Origin of the sequence: Acinetobacter sp. G11 (genome assembly GCF_049808495.1) — a bacterium.
Taxonomy (GTDB): Bacteria; Pseudomonadota; Gammaproteobacteria; order Pseudomonadales; family Moraxellaceae; genus Acinetobacter; species Acinetobacter kookii.
In genome coordinates this window covers 31263-49733 of sequence record NZ_JBNCAT010000014.1, presented here as the reverse complement: position 1 = coordinate 49733, position 18471 = coordinate 31263, and the positions used below count along the sequence as shown (strand labels likewise).

Sequence of the window (18471 nt, the reverse complement as noted above, 5' to 3'; positions counted from 1 at the left end):
ATCTATCCAATTCTACATTAGATATCATTCAATGAGTGCGAAAAGGTAGGCTGCAATGAAAATTTTTGTCATAAGTATTGAAGATGAAAAATCACCCCGGTTAAAGAAATTTTTAGCTCAAGATTTTTTTGAAAAGGGTCAAGTACGTGTGACTAAAATTGGGATTAAGGGCGGGGATCTTTCTGCAAAAGAATATTTTGAGTTGGGTGTTAAAGGTCGATCTAAACCTCTTTCACCGAGTATGGTGGGCTGTACCCTTTCACATTTAGCAGCATTAAAAGAATTTTTAACAACAGATGATCAATATGCTTTAGTAATGGAAGATGATGCTATTCTTCCGTATGATTTAACGATTGAAAAATTATCAGCAGAATTAACTTCGCTGAACTTACCTAAAAATACTTTGTTCAGTATAGGGGGCATTCGTATGAAAGAATGTCAAAAAGTTCGCGGAGATATTTTAGATCAAGAGTTTTTATCTCAGAAAATTTTAAAAGTATCGCCAGATTTTTATCAGCGAATTTGTTATGCTGTTGCCTATATTGTTGATCGGGAAATTGCACAGACATTGATTGATTATCATCGTCCTTTACGAGCTGCAGATGACTGGCGATATTTAACTGATTTCAATGAATCAGCCTCAATTTGGATGACAGCAATTGTCGATCACCCAATCATTACTGCAGGGGAGCAGAACTCACAGCTTAGCTCAATTGAACAGGAAAGGGTAAGGATGAACAGCTCGGATGTGTTGGTAAGTCGTTATGGAACTAGTCTAAGATATAATTTATTAAAATTTTTCTATAAAAAATACCCTAAATAAAATTTGTAAATAAATGAAAAAGTATTTAATTAGTATTGAAACTGTTGATAGCCAGCGTTTAAATAATCTTTTTGAACAAAGTATTTTTAAAAGCTATAAAGATGAATTTACAAAAGTAGGAGTACGCGGAATTGATTTACCAATATTAGAATATTACAAGATGGGTGTTGCAAGGCAAATAGAACCTTTAAGTCCTGGCGAGCTTGGATGTACTTTATCACATGTTAAATCCTTGAGAGATTTTATAAATTCGAACGAAAAATATGCATTGATAATTGAAGATGACATAATTCAAATAAATCATTTTGATTTGAATTCTTTGGAAGAACAGATAGAAAAACTAAATCTATCCGAATGCTTCTTATTCAGTCTTTGTGGTATTCAATTGAAAATAAACAATCAAGTTAGAGGGATTAAATTAGAAAAATTAATATGTGGAAAACACATTTTGAAATTGCATCCTTATTATATCTCAAAATTTTCATATGCTTGCGCTTATATTGTTGATAAGTCAATGGCAAAGTTATTAGTTGATTATCATGAAATTCCTCATATCTATGATCACTGGGGAGGGTTAAGGTATTTAAGTAAAAATTATAATTTTTATGCAACACATTTATTTGAGCATCCAGAAATAACCGGAAATTATTTGTATCAAAGCTCTTTAGAGTCTGAACGATTGTTTAAAGGTTTTAAACCAAAATTTAAAAAGAATAAATTAAATAAATTTCTTGATTCATTAATAAAATTTATATTAAAAAAAACTAATTCTACATATTATTAAGTAGTTAGTAATGAATTAAATTTAATGTTTTATAAAGTAAAAGTAGTTGCAAAAAACTGATCAAAATTAGAAAATTGATTGGTTTTTAAAATTTAATCAAGGTTCAGTTTTCCGCTTTTTAATAGCTTTCAAGATCATATAAATCAAGCCAACAAAAATTACGAAAGCACCAGCAATGCTACTTACGCAAAAATATAGAATACGCTCTTTGGCGAGCGCAAAAAAAATTATTCGCCAAAATGTACCGCATGAAAAGCTATTTTACGATAGAAAATGCAATCAACATAATACCACGATTACGAACAGCGGGATGCATAGTCATAGCTTGCTTAACTCAATCCTAGAATGTTATTAGTGATTACTAATCTCAATTTATTCCATTATAGTGGTCTAATCATCTAATTTAATGTAAAGAGAAATACACGTTTAAATTTTATAAGGATTGACGTTTCCATAACAGTTTCTAAACCGTTTATAAGACCAAACATATTGCTCAGGCGCAACATTAATCATGCTTTCAAGATTTTGATTAAGGCTATCAACTGAAGTCTGTAAATCATTCGACAAGATGTCATCTGTCAAAACTGAACAGTGGACACTGAAACCGGAAATTTCATCCCGTATACAACTAAGCCCAATGATATTGCATTGAGTTTTATTGGCCAGTTTTGACACCAGTGTCGTCGATAAGGTATTTTGCCTAAAGAAGTTTGAATAGATACCACCGGATGCTTTAGGAAGATGATCTGGCAAAATGACTGTCAGTCCACCTTGCTTGAGGTGCTTAAAGATTGCACGCACACCATTTTCATCTGTCGGGACGAGAGTTGCATTTAATCGTTGTCTTGCTTCCCACATAAAACGATTCACAGCTTTGTTTTTGTTGGGTTTATACATAATCATGGGAGAAGTATGCAGATTCAGCCATGCATTTAAAAGTTCCCAACAGCCAAAATGGGCAACCACCACAATTACGCCTTTGCTATTGGCTAAGGCTTGAGTAAGGTGCTGTTCACCATAAATATTTTTTAGCTGATTCAAACTATATTCAGGCGACATACCCCAGCATTTAATGGATTCCACATAAGTCATACATTGGCTAATTAAGCTTTTTCTGATCAGAGTTTTTTGTTGTGATGCGTTCAATTCTGGATAAGCCAATTGTAGATTGATCCGCGTAATCCGCTTCATAGAGGAATTATGACTATTAAGGAGAAGGGCGATCCAAAAAGCAATGAATTGCAAAACCGAAAGTGGCAGCAGGGCAACAACTTTAAATAGAAAATACATGACAGAGCAACTCTAAAAAACCAAAAATAGAGAATGAAAAGAAAATTTTGGAAAGAGTTTTATCGCATCAATGATGTTGCGCCGTTTCTAAACTACAGAGTAGGAGTTAAAAGTCTTGAGAACAAAATAAAGAAAACACAAATTACAGAAACCACTGAAGTTCATGGTGGTATTCAGTGGATTAATAAAATAAGTTATTGAGGTTTATCGGCATTGCCTTTTAAAACCATATAAATCAAGCCGACAAAAATAAGCAAGGCCCCACCTAGACTACTTACACAAAAATAAAGAATGCGTTCATTGGTATCCATGTTAAATAAGCCATTGGCCAGGATATAACGCATAAATAGCCACTGCACAACAGAAAACACAATCAACATAATGCCACGATTACGAACAGCGGGACGCATAGCCATAGCTTGCTTAACTCAATAATAGAAAAACAGCATTATTATGCCATTACCAGAAACCAATCTCAATTTAATAAAAAACCCTGCCTGAGCAGGGTTTTGGTCACTGTACTAGAAAAACATTAAACTTCTTGTTTAGTTTCAGCTTTTGGTTTTTCACGTAAGCGAATACCCAAATCACGTAATTGATTGCCTTCAACTGGAGCAGGAGCTTGAGTCAACGGACATTCAGCTGTCTTGGTTTTCGGGAATGCAATCACGTCACGGATTGAAGATGAACCTGTCATCAGCATGACAAGACGGTCCAGGCCGAATGCCAAACCACCGTGCGGAGGTGCACCGAATTTCAAAGCATTGAGCAAGAAGCTGAATTTCTCTTCGGCTTCTTCTTCAGAAATGCCAAGCGCTTCAAAGATCGCTTTTTGCATCTCGAGCGTATAGATACGAAGTGAACCGCCACCAATTTCGGTACCGTTCAATACCATATCATAAGCCACAGACAATGCTTGACCTGGATTGTTCTTCACTTCTTCTACACTTGATTTTGGCAGTGTGAACGGGTGGTGAACAGAAGTCCATTTGCCATCATCAGTTTCTTCGAACATCGGGAAGTCAACAACCCAAAGCGGAGCCCACTCACAAGTCGCCATGTTCATGTCATGACCGATCTTGATACGTAAAGCGCCCATTGCATCATTTACAACTTTGGCTTTGTCCGCACCGAAGAACACGATATCGCCATTTTCAGCACCAACACGTTTCAACAGATCCAGCACGATTGGCTCGATAAATTTCACGATTGGAGATTGAAGACCTTCAATGCCTTTTTCAAGTTCGTTGACTTTAATGTAAGCCAAGCCTTTGGCACCGTAGATACCCACGAATTTCGTGTATTCGTCGATCTGGCTACGTGGAAGAGAACCTGCACCCGGTACGCGAAGCGCAACAATACGGCCTTTAGGGTCTTTAGCAGGACCTGCGAATACTTTGAACTCAACGTCTTGCATCATGTCTGCAACGTCAACCAGTTTCAAAGGAATACGCAAGTCCGGTTTGTCAGATGCGTAATCACGCATTGCATCTGCATAGGTCATGCGCTGGAATTTGTCGAATTTTACGTCCAGAAGTTCATCGAACATCTTGACCGTTAAACGTTCCATCAAATCCATGATGTCATCGTCACTCATGAACGATGTTTCAACGTCGATCTGGGTGAATTCAGGCTGACGGTCTGCACGTAAGTCTTCATCACGGAAACATTTCGCAATTTGATAGTAACGATCAATACCACCCACCATCAACAACTGCTTGAATAGCTGTGGAGATTGTGGAAGTGCGTAGAAGCTACCGTTAGAAACACGACTTGGAACTAAATAGTCACGTGCACCTTCAGGTGTCGCACGGGTCAAGATCGGCGTTTCAACGTCCAGGAAACCATTTTCTTCGAAGTAGTTACGAATCAGGTTTGTCAATTTAGAACGGAAACGCAGGCGATCTAACATTTCTGGACGGCGAATATCTAGAAAGCGATATTTCAAACGGATTTCTTCAGAAATGTTGGTGTTTTCGTCATTCAATGGGAAAGGAGGAGTTTCTGAAGTAGCAAGAACTTCGATGTCTTTTGCTAAAACTTCGATTTGACCACTCACCATGTTGGCATTTTCTGTGCCTTCATAACGGCGACGTACACGACCTGTGATTTTTAATACGAATTCAGAACGTGCCTTGTCAGCAGTTGAGAATGCTTCCGGGGTATCTGGATCGATCACCACCTGAACCAGACCGTCACGGTCACGCATGTCCAGGAAGATAACACCACCGTGGTCACGGCGACGGTGAACCCAACCGCATAATGTTACGGTTTGGTCAATTTGGGCTTCAGTTAATGAGCCACAGTAATGAGTTCGCATCATAGCGTAAAAAATCCAACTATATGGGTTAAGGTCAGCGTATACGTAAACAGCGTACCGCTTTTTTCGAGTGTTGAATTATGCCTCTTTATCAATTTCCTCACAAGGATTCACATTGTTAAATTCTCCCCCACTTACTTTCTGCAAACGATTTGAGGATTCATGTTGGAGATTTTTTAGGATTAGAGACATTAAAGTAAATATTACAAGATAATAAAGTATAGTTTGACGTGGAGCATAAAAATAAAAGTCAGTTAAGCCACAGATAATGATATAAACAATAAAAGAAATCCCTGCACAGCATAGAAGTCTTATCTCTTCATTGTTCGAATTTTTTCTGAGCGATTGTATAAAAAACTGAAGAGGAAGGAGCAGCAGAGTTAATAAAGCTAAAATTCCTAACAGTCCCTGTGTCGCTAGAATTTGAAAGAAAATATTATGGGCATGTATTGTACATTCTCCAATTTTTCCTTGTCGGTTTAATTCACATATATCTTCTTTAAACTGTACAATTCCGATTCCAGTAAGCGGGGCTTCTTTGAATTTTTCTAGAGAAAGTTCCCAAAGGGATAATCGAGTACCCACACTGGTATTATAATTCTGATTGTGTACAATATTATACTCATCTGATTTAAGTGCTTGTAGTCTCGTTTGTATTGGATTGTTAGGTATCATCAGGACTATTGCTATTAATAGTAAACTTACACCAAAAATTGTTAGAATTTTTAAAAAATTTTTCTTGTAAAAAATAATAAAAACTATAAGAAATATAATTGGTATACCTAGCCATGCACCTCTCGTACCATGAAGACAAATTAATAAAATATTAATCAAGCTTAAAAATATAAAAATATACGCTGTTTTATTTTTTTTATAGAATCCATAACAGAATGTTAATAAACTGATAGCGATTAAAGAATAATCATAAAGAATGACAGGATTAAGTTCTTTGGCAATTAAATCTCTATCGAAATGAGAACTTAAATTTATATAAATATTAAATGGAATTGATATTAGTACAGTGATATTAATTATTTTAAAGAAAACTTCACTGCAGAATTTTGTATTTAAGATTAGGGCCGGTAAAAAAAGAAAAAATAGTGTGTATATAAATTGGAATTTATATAGCTCAGAGGTGTGCGAAAACCATGCTAATTGGTTGCTGGGAATAATATTTTTATTTATTATAATTTCATTTAAGCTAATAAATAAAAATGGGGTAATTGTAATTAAAATAAAATATAGGTTGGTGTGAATTTTAATTTTTTTTGTAAAAAAAAATAAGATTGCTAAAAATGCAAAAAATTTAAGTAAAGATCTGTCAGAACCATCATTTATTGTTAAATTAAAGAAAAAAATTACATAAATAGCTGTAGTGAAAAAATATATAAAATTTTCAGAATCAAAAAATTTAGAGTGAAACATCGTATGATTTTAGTTAAAAAAAAATATTTTAACTGTTTTCTAATCTAATTCAATCATTTGTTTTTTTATTTGGATTTTTAATAAAAATTTATTTAATTCAATTAGTTGTTTTTTATTTTGGAATACAGGGTAGAGCATGATTTAGCTTATGATAAATGAGGTATGGTTGTGCTAAAAAGTACTGCAAGTACAATACCTATAAAGAATTTAATAGTGGAGTAAAAATTTTAAATGCCTAAATCATATTGGATTACGGGGAAAGTAAATAAATTTTTGATATAGACGATACTGTAGACTGTAAAAACTAGTCTAATCTATAAGGTTGGATGGTCAGTGAGCTCCCATAAATGTTGGATATTAGAATTTTCCTAAGTAGATAATCGCTATAAATCTGTAGCATTGTACCAATCACAACTACCACAAGAGATAAAGTAAAAAGCATCTATTTAAAAGCGTACCTTGTTCCAACGTATGATTCACCTCATCAATATGCATCAACTGGCACTCCATGCTTTACATCGCACCTTAATAAAAGTGCAACAGAGCCAATATTTATGGATTGAGTCAACCACACTACCTGTCTGTAAAAATCAATGGATTCAACGCCATAGATCATTAACCAACATCGTATCTCGAGGTAACAGCTCAATGCACTGGTTTTTTGGTTGTAAGCTGCATGTCATCATGAGTCAGTCAGGCGAGATTGTCCGTACAGCTTTATCGAATGGGCATACAAAGTGGCTATTAACATGGTTGAATAGCTCGTTAATGGTTTACAAGCAAAACTCTATGCAGATCATGGCTATATCAGCCAAGACGTAAAAAATAGATTAAAGAATCAAGGTATTAATTTAATCACCTATCATTGAAAGAACATGAAGTCTGTTCAACTGTCTGTATCAGATAAATATCACTTAAAACAGTGTAATAAAATAGGAACGTTATTTAGCCTATTGAAAGGCAATACTATTTAGTGACGAGTAAAGCCCGGAGTATTTCAGGCTTCTTAAGTGGAATCTATGCTTCGTTATGTGCATACCAATTGAATCATCGAAATAAGCCTGCAATTCAAATTATGGAATTGTCGTTTTAAACAGAATTCAGCTTTTATTAGGAAAGCACTACAGTTTAGTCTAAGTATGTGGAAGAAATGTTTTATTGCAAAAAAAATGAAATGTTATATTATAACAATATTCAGAAATTGCAGCTTTGAGTCCGTTCCATGCTTCTTCATAAGAATTTAATTACACTTTCTATTTTTGCCGTCATTGCACCTGCTGTTTTTGCTGATGAAGAGCGTCAAACTCAACAACTCTCCACCATCAAATTGCAGGCACATCCCTTGGTACAGTCGGCTGCAGATTTTGCAGTTGCCGATCAAGTGATTGATCATAAAAAGCTTGCCGAAGGTGGTACGACTATTGGTGATGCTTTGGCAGGTGAGCTGGGGGTATCTTCAAACCAGTATGGTTCAGGTTCCAGCCGTCCGGTGATTCGTGGTCAGGACGGTCCACGAGTGAAAATCTTGCAACATGCCTCTGAAACGGCGGATGTCTCTACGCTTTCACCAGACCATGCCGTCATTGTTGATCCGATTCTGGCAAAACAGGTTGAGATTATTCGTGGACCATCGACCTTGCTGTATGGCACAGGAACAGTGGGTGGACTGGTCAATGTTACTGACCAGAAAATTCCGACTCAAATGCCTGAAAAAGGGTATGAAGGTCAGGTGGGCTTGCGTTACAACACGGGTAGCGATGAAAAATTAGCGAGTGCTGGTTTAACAGCGGGTATTGGTGAAAACTTTGCTTTACGTGTAGAAGGTTCGAAACGTAAAGCCAATGACTATTTTGCGCCGGATTATTTTCATGAACATGAAGGGGAATTAGAAAAAGAACGCCGAGTCGCGAATACTTTTGCTGAAAGCCAGGCCGTGAATATTGGTGGTTCATGGATTCATGATCGTGGCTTTGTCGGTTTATCCTATAGCAACCGACAGGATGAATATGGTCTGCCGGGGCATAGCCATGAATATCATGGTTGTGTACTGCATGGCGATCATTTTCACGGTTGTCCAGAGCCAGATCCAAATGCACCAGCACATGAAGAAGAACATGGCGGACCATGGGTAGATTTAAAATCTGAGCGTTATGAGGTGCGTACCGAGCTGGAACAGCCTTTTGCCGGTTTCGAGAAACTGCGTGCCCATGCCAGCTTTACCGATTATGAGCATGATGAACTTGAAGAAAGTGAAGTCATCAGTAACTTCAAGAGTAAAGGTTATGATGGCCGTTTGGAGCTGGTACATGTGCCTGTCGCTGGCTGGGAAGGCGTGATTGGAACGCAGTATAGTCAGCAAAAGATTGATCTTGCTGCGTCCGAGCATGACGAACATGAAGAGGGCGATGAAAATGATGCAGAGCATCATGTCCATGGTTCAAGTGTGGTGATGCCGAACACAAAAACTGAAAAATACAGTCTGTTTGCCTTGGAGCATAAGCAGCTGGGTGATGTACATGTGGAGCTAGGTGCGCGTGTTGAACATCAGAAAATTGCAGTAGAGTCTGAGCAAAAAGATTATTCAGGCACAGGTGTATCGGCTTCTGCAGCTGCAAACTGGGAATTTGCACCAAACTATAAACTGTCATTGGTGAGTTCACATCAGCAGCGTTTACCGCTCGCTCAGGAACTCTATGCAGATGGCATGCATTTTGCCACGAATACTTATGAAGTCGGTAATCCGGATCTGAATAAGGAACGCTCCAACAATCTGGAACTGGGCCTGCATTATGAAGGCGATAAACTCGACTATCACGTGCATATTTATCATAACTGGTTTAATGATTATATTTATGGGGCTACGGTTGCAGAACAAGGCAACTTACGTGGTATCAACTACACCCAAGACAAAGCCACATTCTATGGTACAGAAGCACAAGCCGGTTATCAGATCAATGACATGTATAAGCTCAGTGTGTTTGGCGACTATGTCCGCGGCAAAATTGACGGTGAAAATGCACCCCGTGTTCCGGCAGGCCGTCTAGGGAGCAAAGTGGATGCAAGTTTTGATGACCACTGGTCCGGTCTGGCTGAGTTTTACCATGTCTTTAAGCAAGACAAAATTGCCAGCTATGAACAGGAAACCAACGGCTACAACATGCTGAATCTGGGGCTGTCTTATGCGGGCCAGATGAAAGATCGTAATGATTACCGTGTCTACTTTAAAGCCAATAACCTGCTGGATGATCAAGTCTATTCACACGCTTCATTCCTGTCGAATATTCCGCAGGTGGGACGCAACTTTACTGTTGGTCTGGAATTCGATTTCTAGACAAAAGTGATCCCGGGAGGGGTTGATTCAAGCAGGTGAAACAGAAATCCTCTTGATAAATCAAGCAATAAAACCTAGTCTGATGACATTGGACTAGGTTTTTTGTTATGCGTATTTTTCAACGAATTCATCAGAAACTGAATTGGTCACGCCGTCGTTATGTCAGCGTGATCGTCGGTTTGCTGGCTTTGGGATATCTCTCATCGGCCATTTATCATACTTATAAACCTTTGCCTGAAGGCCTGAATTTTACCGGTAAGTTACGTCATGCCGAGGTGAAGTTTATTGCTGATCAAACCTATCTGGATGCAACTGGAAAACAGCAGCAAGACCATCATATTTTTAATGAAATGTTAAAGTTGATTGATGAAGCGCAAACCACCATTGTACTGGACATGTTCTTGTTCAATAGCGAAGTGGGCGAATCGACACGAGCGCATCAGACATTGGCACAACAACTTACGAATGCCTTGATTTTAAAACGCGGTGTGCAGCCAAATATTGAAATCAGGGTCATTACCGACCCGATTAATTCCGTCTATGGGGGGCTTGCACCCGAGCATTACCGTCAGTTACGCAATGCAGGCATTGACGTGATTGAAACGGATTTACGCCCACTGCGTGCATCCAATCCCTTATGGTCTGGCTTCTGGTATCTCTGTTGTCAGGATGCCGGCAATAATCCTGAAAAAGGCTGGCTCGCCAATCCGTTTGGTCAGCAGAAAATTACCCTGCGCAGTTATTTTAATTTGTTTAATTTTAGAGCCAATCACCGTAAAACCGTGGTGGTCGATACGGCTCAGGGCTGGAAAGCCTTGGTGACTTCAGCCAATCCGCATGATGGCAGTTCTCGTCATTCCAATGTGGCCTTGCTGGTAACGGGCAATACCGCCATTGATGTATTGAAGACCGAGCAAGCTGTGGGCCGGATGTCCAAAGCTGACATTCCAATGGTCATTATTGGTGAGTTTGAGGGGGATCGGTCTTTACCCCAGGTTCAGGTGCTGACTGAAAAAGCGATTTACGATGCAACACTCAAACTGATTGAAACGGCCAAGTCCAAAGAGCGGATTGATTTGGCCATGTTCTATTTGTCTGAACGGCATATTGTCAAAGCCTTGATTGCTGCACATGAGCGTGGGGTAAAAGTCCGTGTATTGCTCGATCCGAATAAGGACGCATTTGGGCGTAAGAAAAATGGGATTCCTAACCGGCAAGTGGCTTCTGAACTCAATGCTGCCGGTGTGCCGGTGCGTTGGTGTAATACTCAGGGTGAACAATGTCATAGCAAGATGATTACTAAATCAAATGCACAGCAATCTGAAATGATTTTGGGTTCAGCCAATTTTACTGTACGAAACATTAAAAACTATAATCTGGAAACCAATTTACGCGTGGTCGGTTCATTGCAAGCACCGGTGTTTACCGATGCTCAGGCTTATTTTGATACGGCTTGGTCGAATCTGGATGGTAAAAACATGAGTGTGGATTACAGTCAATACGCAGATGAATCGAAACTGAAATATGGAATTTACCGTTTTATGGAATGGAGCGGATTGTCGACGTTTTAAATAATCTCCCTAAGTCCCTCTTTGAAAAAGAGGGACTTTCCTCCCTTTATAAAGGGAGGTCAGGAGGGATTTTAGCGCATTACACACTTTTTTATTGTTGCGGATTAGGCGGCACCATCTGATCCAAATCTTTGTCAGAGATTTTATCCAGCTCTTTTATATCCGTTTTAATTTTCCACTGGCTTTCATCTTCAACCGGCTGCGGTAAACGTGCTTCTAGCCAGTCACAGACCACATCGGGCGGAAAATCGGGATGGTTGCACTGAATGACCCAGGCCAAAAAGTCTTTGGCTTCACCATTCATATAAGGTGGCGGAGAAACCGGTAAAAACTGTGTCGGTAAACGTTCATTCTTGGAAATGTAATTCAGTACATGACCCAGTTCCTGTACGGTTTGCCATGCCAGAGGATGTTCCACATTGATTTGAAATTTGAACCACCAGGCATGTTGACCATCGGAACCATAGGCATTAATTAAAGATTCTTGAATACTTGGAACCTTGCAAAAGAATTGATGTAGGCGGTCAAAACTTAAATCAGACACTCTGTTTGATCCCATAATAAAAAACGGCATTTTAGCATACTCATCATTTGAGCCGGGATGTGTCTGCAGAGAAAATCCGTGAAATATTTCATTTACAAAACTTTGCATTTGCCGTTTTTTTATTCATTTTTTATCCTAGACTAGGGATTAAAATAAGCTTTATAAAGTAGGTGGGGTGGCTCTTATGAAATTGGCAGTTCTTTGTGCTTTGAGTGGTATCATGCTCTTGGGGGCTTCTGCAACAACGCAGGCGGAAAATCGCTGGTCAAATTATCGCGGGGTAGATACCACCCGGTATCAACATCGTCCTCATTATCCGCAAAATCATTATCCACAAAACAGTTATCCTCAGCATAACTATCCACAGCACTATCCGAATTATCCGCAACGTCCAGCGCATCACCAGCATTATCCGGTTATTCAGAATGGCATCAGCATTCAATATCAGGCACCTACCACCATCACGCAAAATTCACAAAGCTATAGCTGGGTTAATGGAGATCCCAACACTTCAAGGATTGAAAGTTCGCGTTATACCTTTATCAGCGATTGGCAGCGTTTAGGTTTACCTGCACCACCGAATGGTACTTATTGGATTTTTGAAAATGGGCGTTATGTGCTGGTGCCGAATCGTTAAAGATTCATTTTAAATGATTAAATCTCCCCAAACCCCTCTTTAAAAAGAGGGGCTTTTAACATATTAAGCTAATTCATCATCTTGTGGTCGAGGGGTTTTGTCTACAGGTAGCGTTTTTTCTGAATGTTTGTCACGAATGACAGATGGATAAGTCCAGGAAGAGAAACGCACCACCAAAATCGCAAATGCCAGGATTAGGATTGAACCGGTAATAATCACCAGATCCATATCGGCTTTATGGTCATGCTGGATATCTGAAATAAGTAAACGGGTCAGGGCAGTAATGGCAATATAAATTAAAAAACGCACTGGCATATGATTGGTTTTGAAGTAAATACCGACCATGGCACCCAGTTCAAGATAAATAAACAGCAGCAGAATATCGTCAATGGTCGCAAACTGTTTAATGGTTAAAATTTCAAATACCGTATGTCCGGCAGACCAGATCACCATACAGCCAATAATAAACAGTGCAATATAGTGAAAGCTTTCTACGGCGATATTTCCAAAACGGTCGAGGAGGGTCTCAATTTTTTCAACTTTGCTATCAGGTTTTTGCATCTTTTCCTCCTGTATCTTAAATGGTTATTTAGATGAAATATCATGCAATTTTCATGCACATTAGAAGTGGAAAAATGAAAGATTGTAAATAATTTAAGGGAGTGTATTTTTTTTATACTAAATTCATGTAATGTATGAATGGTTATTTCATTGATTAGGGAAAAGAAAATGTTAGAAATAATTCAAACAAAAATTAATAATTTACAGAATGGTAAAAAACTTATTTTAGGTTCAGGGATTAAAATGGACGAAATGCAGAAGCTGATTGCATTATGCGAAAATTTACAAGCTGAAGGCGTGATTAAAATTGTGAAAATTAATCAAAATGCTCAAAGTGACAAAAAGGTTTCAGATTCTATTATTGTGGAAAAAATCTAATTTATTTTAAGCAATAAAAAACGCCTGCATTTGCAGGCGTTTTTTATTGCTTATCTTTGTGCAGGATTAAGCCTGATTGGTAAAGTAGTCTTCAGAGAAGTTCATGACCACTTCAGCACCGGCTTTTACTTTGGTAATGCGCAGTGCAAGTTCAGGCAGAATGCGTTGTACAAAGTAAAGTGCCAGTGACAATTTATTTTGATAGAACTCGCCGTCTTTGGCTTTCGCTGCATGGGCAATTTTCGCAAACATGTAAGAGAAGCTGAGCAGACCCACCGCATGCAGATAATCCACAGCTGCTGCATTCGGGAAGTCAACATTTTCTTTGCTGGCCTCAAGAATATATTGAGTGACCGATTCAACTTCTGCTGCTGCATCTAAAGTGGCATCTTTAATGAAGTTTAGATCCGCATCCAAGCCATTGGCAAAATCACGGATTTCCTGGATGTATTCTGCAATGAAGGCACCGCCACATTTAATGGTCTTACGGCCGATCAAATCTTGAGACTGAACCCCGTTGGTGCCTTCATAAATCTGCGAGATACGCAAGTCACGGATACATTGTTCCATGCCCCATTCACGAATGAAGCCATGACCACCGAAAACCATTTGCGCATCTAAAGTTGCGTTAAATGCAGTGTCAGTCAGGTAAGCTTTTGCGATTGGAGTTAATAGCGCAACACGGTCATTGGCTTTCTTTACCGCTTCGGCATCGGTCGAGAACTTGGTAATGTCAAGCTGTTGACCGACATACACCGCAAAAGCACGAGATGCTTCGTTGTTGGCACGCGCATTGAGCAACATACGACGCACGTCACCATGGACCAAAATGCTGTCCGCAGGTTTGTTTGGAGATTTCACGCCAGAAGCGCTACGACCTTGAAGACGGTCCGTCGCATATTGCGCAGCATTCTGGTAAGCAAATTCAGAAGCCCCCAGACCTTGGATCCCCATAGACAGACGTTCGTAGTTCATCATCACGAACATGGCAGCCAGGCCTTCGTTTTCTTTACCGACCAGATAGCCTTTGGCACCGTCAAAATTCATCACGCAAGTCGCAGAGGCTTTAATACCCATTTTGTGTTCGATTGAACCTGGACCTGTATGGTTACGCTCACCCAAAGAACCGTCTTCATTCACCAGGAATTTCGGGACGATAAACAATGAAATACCACGGGAACCGGCAGGTGCATCTGGCGTTTTCGCAAGGACCAGATGAATGATGTTTTCAGCCAGGTCATGATCACCACCGGTAATGAAAATTTTGGTACCGGTAATGTTATAAGTGCCATCTTCATTGCGTTCTGCTTTGGTTTTGATAATGCCCAAGTCCGTCCCTGCATGTGGCTCGGTCAAGCACATGGTACCTGACCATTCGCCCGAGTAGATTTTAGGCAGGTAAGTTTCTTTTTGCTCTTGGGAAGCATAGCTGTTTAATGCCATACCTGCACCGACAGACAGAAGCGGGTAGAGCATAAAAGATGGGTTGGTTGCAAACAGCATTTCATCAGAAAGCACGGTCAGCATTTTTGGCATTTCCTGACCGCCCCATTCAGCGTCAGCACCCAGACCAATCCAGCCGCCTTCTGCATATTGTTTGAAAGCTTCTTTAAAGCCCGCAGGGGTCGTCACATTGCCATTTTCAATTTTAGCGCCTTCTTCATCACCCGTACGGTTTAAAGGCAAAGTCACGTTTTGCGCAAATTTCGCCATTTCTTCAAGAATGGCTTCAGCTGTTGCTGCATCAACATGAGCAAGATTTTCATTGGCTTGCCAGAATTGTTCTGCATTGAAAACATCATTCAGAATGAATTTCATATCTGCAAGAGGTGCATTATAGATTGGCATAGTGAGTCACCTGTTTATTGTTTGATTCAGTTCGGTTTGATCAGTCTAATAGATGAAAATTCATGTGGTTAGACGACTAAAGGTTAATTTTTTTGTTTATTTGATAAAGAAAAAGGACTGCCAAAAACATGACTGTCCTTTTTCTCACCTCAGTTTAAAAATCCTGTACTTAGAATGCGAAGTGTTCAGCATCTAAAGCCAGTAATGGCTCAACACCACCCGCAATCACCTCAACGTGTGAGCGAACGCGTGGAAGAATTTTCTTGAAGTAGAAACGGGCAGTAGTCACTTTCGCGTTGTAGAAATCTACGTCAGTTGTACCAGCAGCCAATGTTTCTTGAGCAACAAGTGCCATACGAGCCCATAGGTAAGCAAGCGTTACATAGCCAGAGAAGTACAGGTAATCTACTGCAGCAGCGCCAACTTCATCCGGGTTTTGCATTGCACGCATACCAATCTGCATAGTCAAATCACCCCACTCTTTGTTCAGAGCAGCAAGTGGTTCAACAAATTCTTTCATTGCAGCATTGTCTTTGTGGGCTTCGCAGAATTTATGGATGACTTTGGTGAAGTCTTTCAACATTGCACCTTGAGTACCCAAAACTTTACGACCTAGCAAGTCAAGCGCCTGAATTTCAGTGGTACCTTCGTACAAGCAAGCGATACGTGTATCACGAACAATCTGTTCCATACCGTGTTCAGAGATGAAACCGTGACCACCGAATACTTGAACACCGTGTTTCGCAGATTCAGAACCGGTTTCAGTCAAGAATGCTTTTGCGATCGGGGTAAGTAGTGACAACATGTTGTCCGCAGCTTTACGTTCTTCTTCAGTTGCACCTTGCTCTACCGTGTCTGCATAGAAAGACAATAAGTAAACCAATGCACGGCCAGCTTCAGCAAAAGATTTTTGCGTTAATAGCATGTTGCGTACAGCAGGGTGAACAATAATTGGGTCTGCTTCTTTTTCTGGCGCTTTAACGCCTGAAAGTGAACGCATTGCCAAACGGTCTTTAGCATAAGCCAATGCACCTTGGAACGCGCCTTCAGAAGCTGAAAGACCTTGTACCGCAGTACCAATACGGGCAGTGTTCATGAATGTGAACATGCAGTTTAAGCCGCGGTTTTCAGGGCCAATCAGGAAGCCTTTTGCGTTATCAAAATTGAGTACACAGGTTGCGTTACCATGAATACCCATTTTGTGTTCAATTGAACCACAGCGAACGGTATTGCGTTCGCCAAGTGAACCATCAGCATTGAGGTTAAATTTCGGTACGATAAATAAAGAGATACCTTTAGTACCTTTTGGTGCACCCGGAAGACGCGCCAACACGATATGAATAATGTTCTCTGCCATGTCGTGTTCACCAGCAGAGATAAAGATTTTCTCGCCAGAAATTGCGTAGCTGCCATCTGCATTCGGTTCAGCTTTGGTACGGATAATTCCCAGATCTGAACCTGCGTGAGATTCTGTCAAGCACATGGTACCGGTCCACTCACCTGAAACCAGCTTAGGCAAGTAAGTATCTTTTTGTTCTTGAGAGCCGTGATGTTCCAGGGTACGGACAGCACCGTGTGAAAGACCAGGGTACATACCCCATGCCCAGTTTGCAGTACCCACCATTTCAGAGATCACGTTGCCTAAAGAAACAGGCAAGGCTTGACCACCGTATTGCTCTTCAGCAGATAATGACGGGAAACCCAATTCGATATATTTTTGATAGGCTTCTTTAAAGCCTGTAGGTGTAGTTACCACACCATCATTCCAGGTACAACCTTCGCGGTCACCGCTTTGGTTGATTGGAGACAATTCATTTTCACAGAAGTCAGCCGCAGCTTCTAAATATTGATCAACCAATTCACGGCTTACGGTGTCAGAAAATGCAGGCAAGCTTGCATAATGTTGTTCAGCATTTAACAATTCATGTAGAACAAATTGCATATCACGTAAGGGCGCTTTGTATTGTGGCATATCGGTTTCCTCAATACTGGTTTAACCAGCGTTAATAATTCTAAATAAACATTGGAACGTATCTTCAATGACACGTATTTGTATGGCTCAATCGTGCAACATCTTCCCCCTTGGTACAAGCGTTAGGGGCTTTTTCTTGGTGACTGTAAAGTCAAAGATTTATAATTTGAAATGGCTAAGTATCTTGAGTGTAAATGCTTTTATGGCTTTGTGAGTGGCATAAATAGTCAAATGGTTTAATTTTTGACAGGCAATAAAAAAGGCGCAGAGCTGCGCCTTTTTAACTTTGGGTAAATTTTATGATGCAGGTTTTGCTGTTGTGGAACCCATAGGGGCTTTAGGCTGAAAGTGGACTTCACATTTACCATTGAGGGTGTGTGTGCCCATTTTGACTTGAACCGCCTTACCATGAGGTTGACCTTGGCAAGCTTTTAACATGGCTTGCTGATGTGCCTGGTGCTGAGCGAGGCGCTGGTCAAATTGTCTGGTCAATTCTGCGCGTTTGGCATCAGTCAGCGGTTCATCGTGTTGCATCCTGTACATGCCTTTCATTTCACCCTGCATGGCACGATGATCAGCTTGCATGTGCATCGCTCTCATTTCGCCACGCATGCGCTTCATCTCTGCACGATCGGGAGTGAAATGCGTCACGCAAGTCCCAGCAATGCTTCTTTCACCTGCCTTGATTTGTACCGCAGAACCCACGGCTTTGCCGTCACAGGCTGTTTTCATGCTTTTCATCATTTGCTGGCGTTCGGCACGGACCTGCTGCCACTGCTCACGCTGTTCGGGTGTCATGTTGCGCTCATGCTTTGGATGATGGTCTCGCATCATGCGCGGGTGGTCACCATCTTTGTCCTGAACCGTGCTGGTCGATTGGCAGGCTGTCAAAACACCCATACTGAGTACGCTGGCACCGACTAAAGCCATTTTTGTCATGGAATTCATTGTTGTTATCTCCAATGAAAAAACGAAATTTGATATGTT

General features: G+C 40.1%; 15 protein-coding genes and 2 pseudogenes. 7 read left to right on the top strand and 10 right to left on the bottom strand.

Features of this window, described 5'->3' with window-relative positions:
* The first annotated feature begins 55 nt into the window (after nucleotides 1-55).
* Together ACPUEY_RS07335 and ACPUEY_RS07330 are read left to right on the top strand one after the other, a co-directional pair.
* Nucleotides 56-823 (top strand): glycosyltransferase family 25 protein, encoded by a 768-nt coding sequence (locus ACPUEY_RS07335; protein ID WP_092820329.1) that lies wholly within the window; start codon nucleotides 56-58, stop codon nucleotides 821-823.
* Between the two features lie 13 nt (nucleotides 824-836).
* Nucleotides 837-1607 carry a glycosyltransferase family 25 protein gene (locus tag ACPUEY_RS07330; protein ID WP_092820330.1) on the top strand — a complete coding sequence of 257 codons (771 nt, stop codon included), beginning with the start codon at nucleotides 837-839 and terminating at the stop codon, nucleotides 1605-1607.
* Between the two features lie 96 nt (nucleotides 1608-1703).
* Here the strand turns inward: ACPUEY_RS07330 and ACPUEY_RS07325 are convergent.
* The 5 genes and pseudogenes from ACPUEY_RS07325 to ACPUEY_RS07305 form a co-directional block, all read right to left on the bottom strand.
* A pseudogene (locus ACPUEY_RS07325) lies at nucleotides 1704-1929 on the bottom strand (hypothetical protein).
* A 104-nt stretch (nucleotides 1930-2033) separates the two neighbouring features.
* A complete protein-coding gene (locus ACPUEY_RS07320; RefSeq protein ID WP_092820331.1) occupies nucleotides 2034-2897 on the bottom strand; it encodes a lysophospholipid acyltransferase family protein in 864 nt (287 codons plus the stop codon).
* 194 nt (nucleotides 2898-3091) lie between these two features.
* Nucleotides 3092-3313, bottom strand: a complete 222-nt coding sequence (locus tag ACPUEY_RS07315) for a hypothetical protein (protein WP_131274343.1) — start codon at nucleotides 3311-3313, stop codon at nucleotides 3092-3094.
* A 116-nt stretch (nucleotides 3314-3429) separates the two neighbouring features.
* Nucleotides 3430-5220: an aspartate--tRNA ligase gene (gene aspS, locus ACPUEY_RS07310; protein WP_092820333.1), complete on the bottom strand. Its 1791-nt coding sequence runs from the start codon at nucleotides 5218-5220 to the stop codon at nucleotides 3430-3432.
* A 75-nt stretch (nucleotides 5221-5295) separates the two neighbouring features.
* Nucleotides 5296-6642, bottom strand: a complete 1347-nt coding sequence (locus tag ACPUEY_RS07305; protein ID WP_425121669.1) for an O-antigen ligase family protein — start codon at nucleotides 6640-6642, stop codon at nucleotides 5296-5298.
* 433 nt (nucleotides 6643-7075) lie between these two features.
* Between ACPUEY_RS07305 and ACPUEY_RS07300 the strand changes: the two are divergent.
* From ACPUEY_RS07300 to ACPUEY_RS07290, 3 genes and pseudogenes are all read left to right on the top strand, one after another.
* Nucleotides 7076-7735: pseudogene (locus ACPUEY_RS07300) on the top strand (IS982 family transposase); the annotation flags it as partial.
* Between the two features lie 129 nt (nucleotides 7736-7864).
* Nucleotides 7865-9973, top strand: a complete 2109-nt coding sequence (gene znuD, locus ACPUEY_RS07295) for a zinc piracy TonB-dependent receptor ZnuD (RefSeq protein ID WP_425121668.1) — start codon at nucleotides 7865-7867, stop codon at nucleotides 9971-9973.
* A gap of 107 nt (nucleotides 9974-10080) precedes the next feature.
* A complete protein-coding gene (locus ACPUEY_RS07290) occupies nucleotides 10081-11544 on the top strand; it encodes a phospholipase D family protein (protein WP_425121667.1) in 1464 nt (487 codons plus the stop codon).
* A 91-nt stretch (nucleotides 11545-11635) separates the two neighbouring features.
* On the opposite strand, the gene ACPUEY_RS07285 is transcribed toward ACPUEY_RS07290, so the two are convergent.
* Nucleotides 11636-12088: a hypothetical protein gene (locus ACPUEY_RS07285; RefSeq protein WP_092820356.1), complete on the bottom strand. Its 453-nt coding sequence runs from the start codon at nucleotides 12086-12088 to the stop codon at nucleotides 11636-11638.
* Between the two features lie 184 nt (nucleotides 12089-12272).
* On the opposite strand from ACPUEY_RS07285, the gene ACPUEY_RS07280 reads away from it, so the two are divergent.
* A complete protein-coding gene (locus ACPUEY_RS07280) occupies nucleotides 12273-12725 on the top strand; it encodes an RcnB family protein (RefSeq protein ID WP_131274651.1) in 453 nt (150 codons plus the stop codon).
* Nucleotides 12726-12788: 63 nt separating this feature from the next.
* Here ACPUEY_RS07280 and ACPUEY_RS07275 read toward each other — a convergent pair whose 3' ends face one another.
* Complete coding sequence (locus ACPUEY_RS07275; protein ID WP_425121666.1) at nucleotides 12789-13286, bottom strand: phosphate-starvation-inducible protein PsiE; 498 nt, start codon at nucleotides 13284-13286, stop codon at nucleotides 12789-12791.
* Between the two features lie 168 nt (nucleotides 13287-13454).
* Between ACPUEY_RS07275 and ACPUEY_RS07270 the strand changes: the two genes are divergently transcribed.
* The gene (locus tag ACPUEY_RS07270) at nucleotides 13455-13664 is read left to right on the top strand and encodes a hypothetical protein (protein ID WP_425121665.1); all 210 of its coding nucleotides are present in this window, start codon (nucleotides 13455-13457) and stop codon (nucleotides 13662-13664) included.
* 66 nt (nucleotides 13665-13730) lie between these two features.
* Here the strand turns inward: ACPUEY_RS07270 and ACPUEY_RS07265 are convergent, their stop codons facing one another.
* From ACPUEY_RS07265 to ACPUEY_RS07255, 3 genes are all read right to left on the bottom strand, one after another.
* Nucleotides 13731-15512, bottom strand: a complete 1782-nt coding sequence (locus tag ACPUEY_RS07265) for an acyl-CoA dehydrogenase C-terminal domain-containing protein (protein WP_425121664.1) — start codon at nucleotides 15510-15512, stop codon at nucleotides 13731-13733.
* Nucleotides 15513-15681: 169 nt separating this feature from the next.
* On the bottom strand, nucleotides 15682-17484 hold the full coding sequence (locus ACPUEY_RS07260; RefSeq protein WP_092820341.1) for an acyl-CoA dehydrogenase C-terminal domain-containing protein: 1803 nt from the start codon (nucleotides 17482-17484) through the stop codon (nucleotides 15682-15684).
* A gap of 297 nt (nucleotides 17485-17781) precedes the next feature.
* Complete coding sequence (locus ACPUEY_RS07255) at nucleotides 17782-18432, bottom strand: hypothetical protein (protein ID WP_092820342.1); 651 nt, start codon at nucleotides 18430-18432, stop codon at nucleotides 17782-17784.
* Between the last annotated feature and the right edge of the window lie 39 nt (nucleotides 18433-18471).

Bases quoted from the DNA above. Each gene is read 5' to 3' on its own strand.
- ACPUEY_RS07270 (WP_425121665.1), top strand. From the start codon at position 13,455: ATGTTAGAAATAATTCAAACAAAAATTAATAATTTACAGAATGGTAAA.
- znuD (WP_425121668.1), top strand. From the start codon at position 7,865: ATGCTTCTTCATAAGAATTTAATTACACTTTCTATTTTTGCCGTCATT.
- ACPUEY_RS07335 (WP_092820329.1), top strand. From the start codon at position 56: ATGAAAATTTTTGTCATAAGTATTGAAGATGAAAAATCACCCCGGTTA.
- aspS (WP_092820333.1), bottom strand. From the start codon at position 5,220: ATGATGCGAACTCATTACTGTGGCTCATTAACTGAAGCCCAAATTGAC.
- ACPUEY_RS07320 (WP_092820331.1), bottom strand. From the start codon at position 2,897: ATGTATTTTCTATTTAAAGTTGTTGCCCTGCTGCCACTTTCGGTTTTG.
- ACPUEY_RS07275 (WP_425121666.1), bottom strand. From the start codon at position 13,286: ATGCAAAAACCTGATAGCAAAGTTGAAAAAATTGAGACCCTCCTCGAC.
- ACPUEY_RS07260 (WP_092820341.1), bottom strand. From the start codon at position 17,484: ATGCCACAATACAAAGCGCCCTTACGTGATATGCAATTTGTTCTACAT.
- ACPUEY_RS07290 (WP_425121667.1), top strand. From the start codon at position 10,081: ATGCGTATTTTTCAACGAATTCATCAGAAACTGAATTGGTCACGCCGT.
- ACPUEY_RS07255 (WP_092820342.1), bottom strand. From the start codon at position 18,432: ATGAATTCCATGACAAAAATGGCTTTAGTCGGTGCCAGCGTACTCAGT.
- ACPUEY_RS07315 (WP_131274343.1), bottom strand. From the start codon at position 3,313: ATGGCTATGCGTCCCGCTGTTCGTAATCGTGGCATTATGTTGATTGTG.
- ACPUEY_RS07330 (WP_092820330.1), top strand. From the start codon at position 837: ATGAAAAAGTATTTAATTAGTATTGAAACTGTTGATAGCCAGCGTTTA.
- ACPUEY_RS07265 (WP_425121664.1), bottom strand. From the start codon at position 15,512: ATGCCAATCTATAATGCACCTCTTGCAGATATGAAATTCATTCTGAAT.
- ACPUEY_RS07280 (WP_131274651.1), top strand. From the start codon at position 12,273: ATGAAATTGGCAGTTCTTTGTGCTTTGAGTGGTATCATGCTCTTGGGG.
- ACPUEY_RS07305 (WP_425121669.1), bottom strand. From the start codon at position 6,642: ATGTTTCACTCTAAATTTTTTGATTCTGAAAATTTTATATATTTTTTC.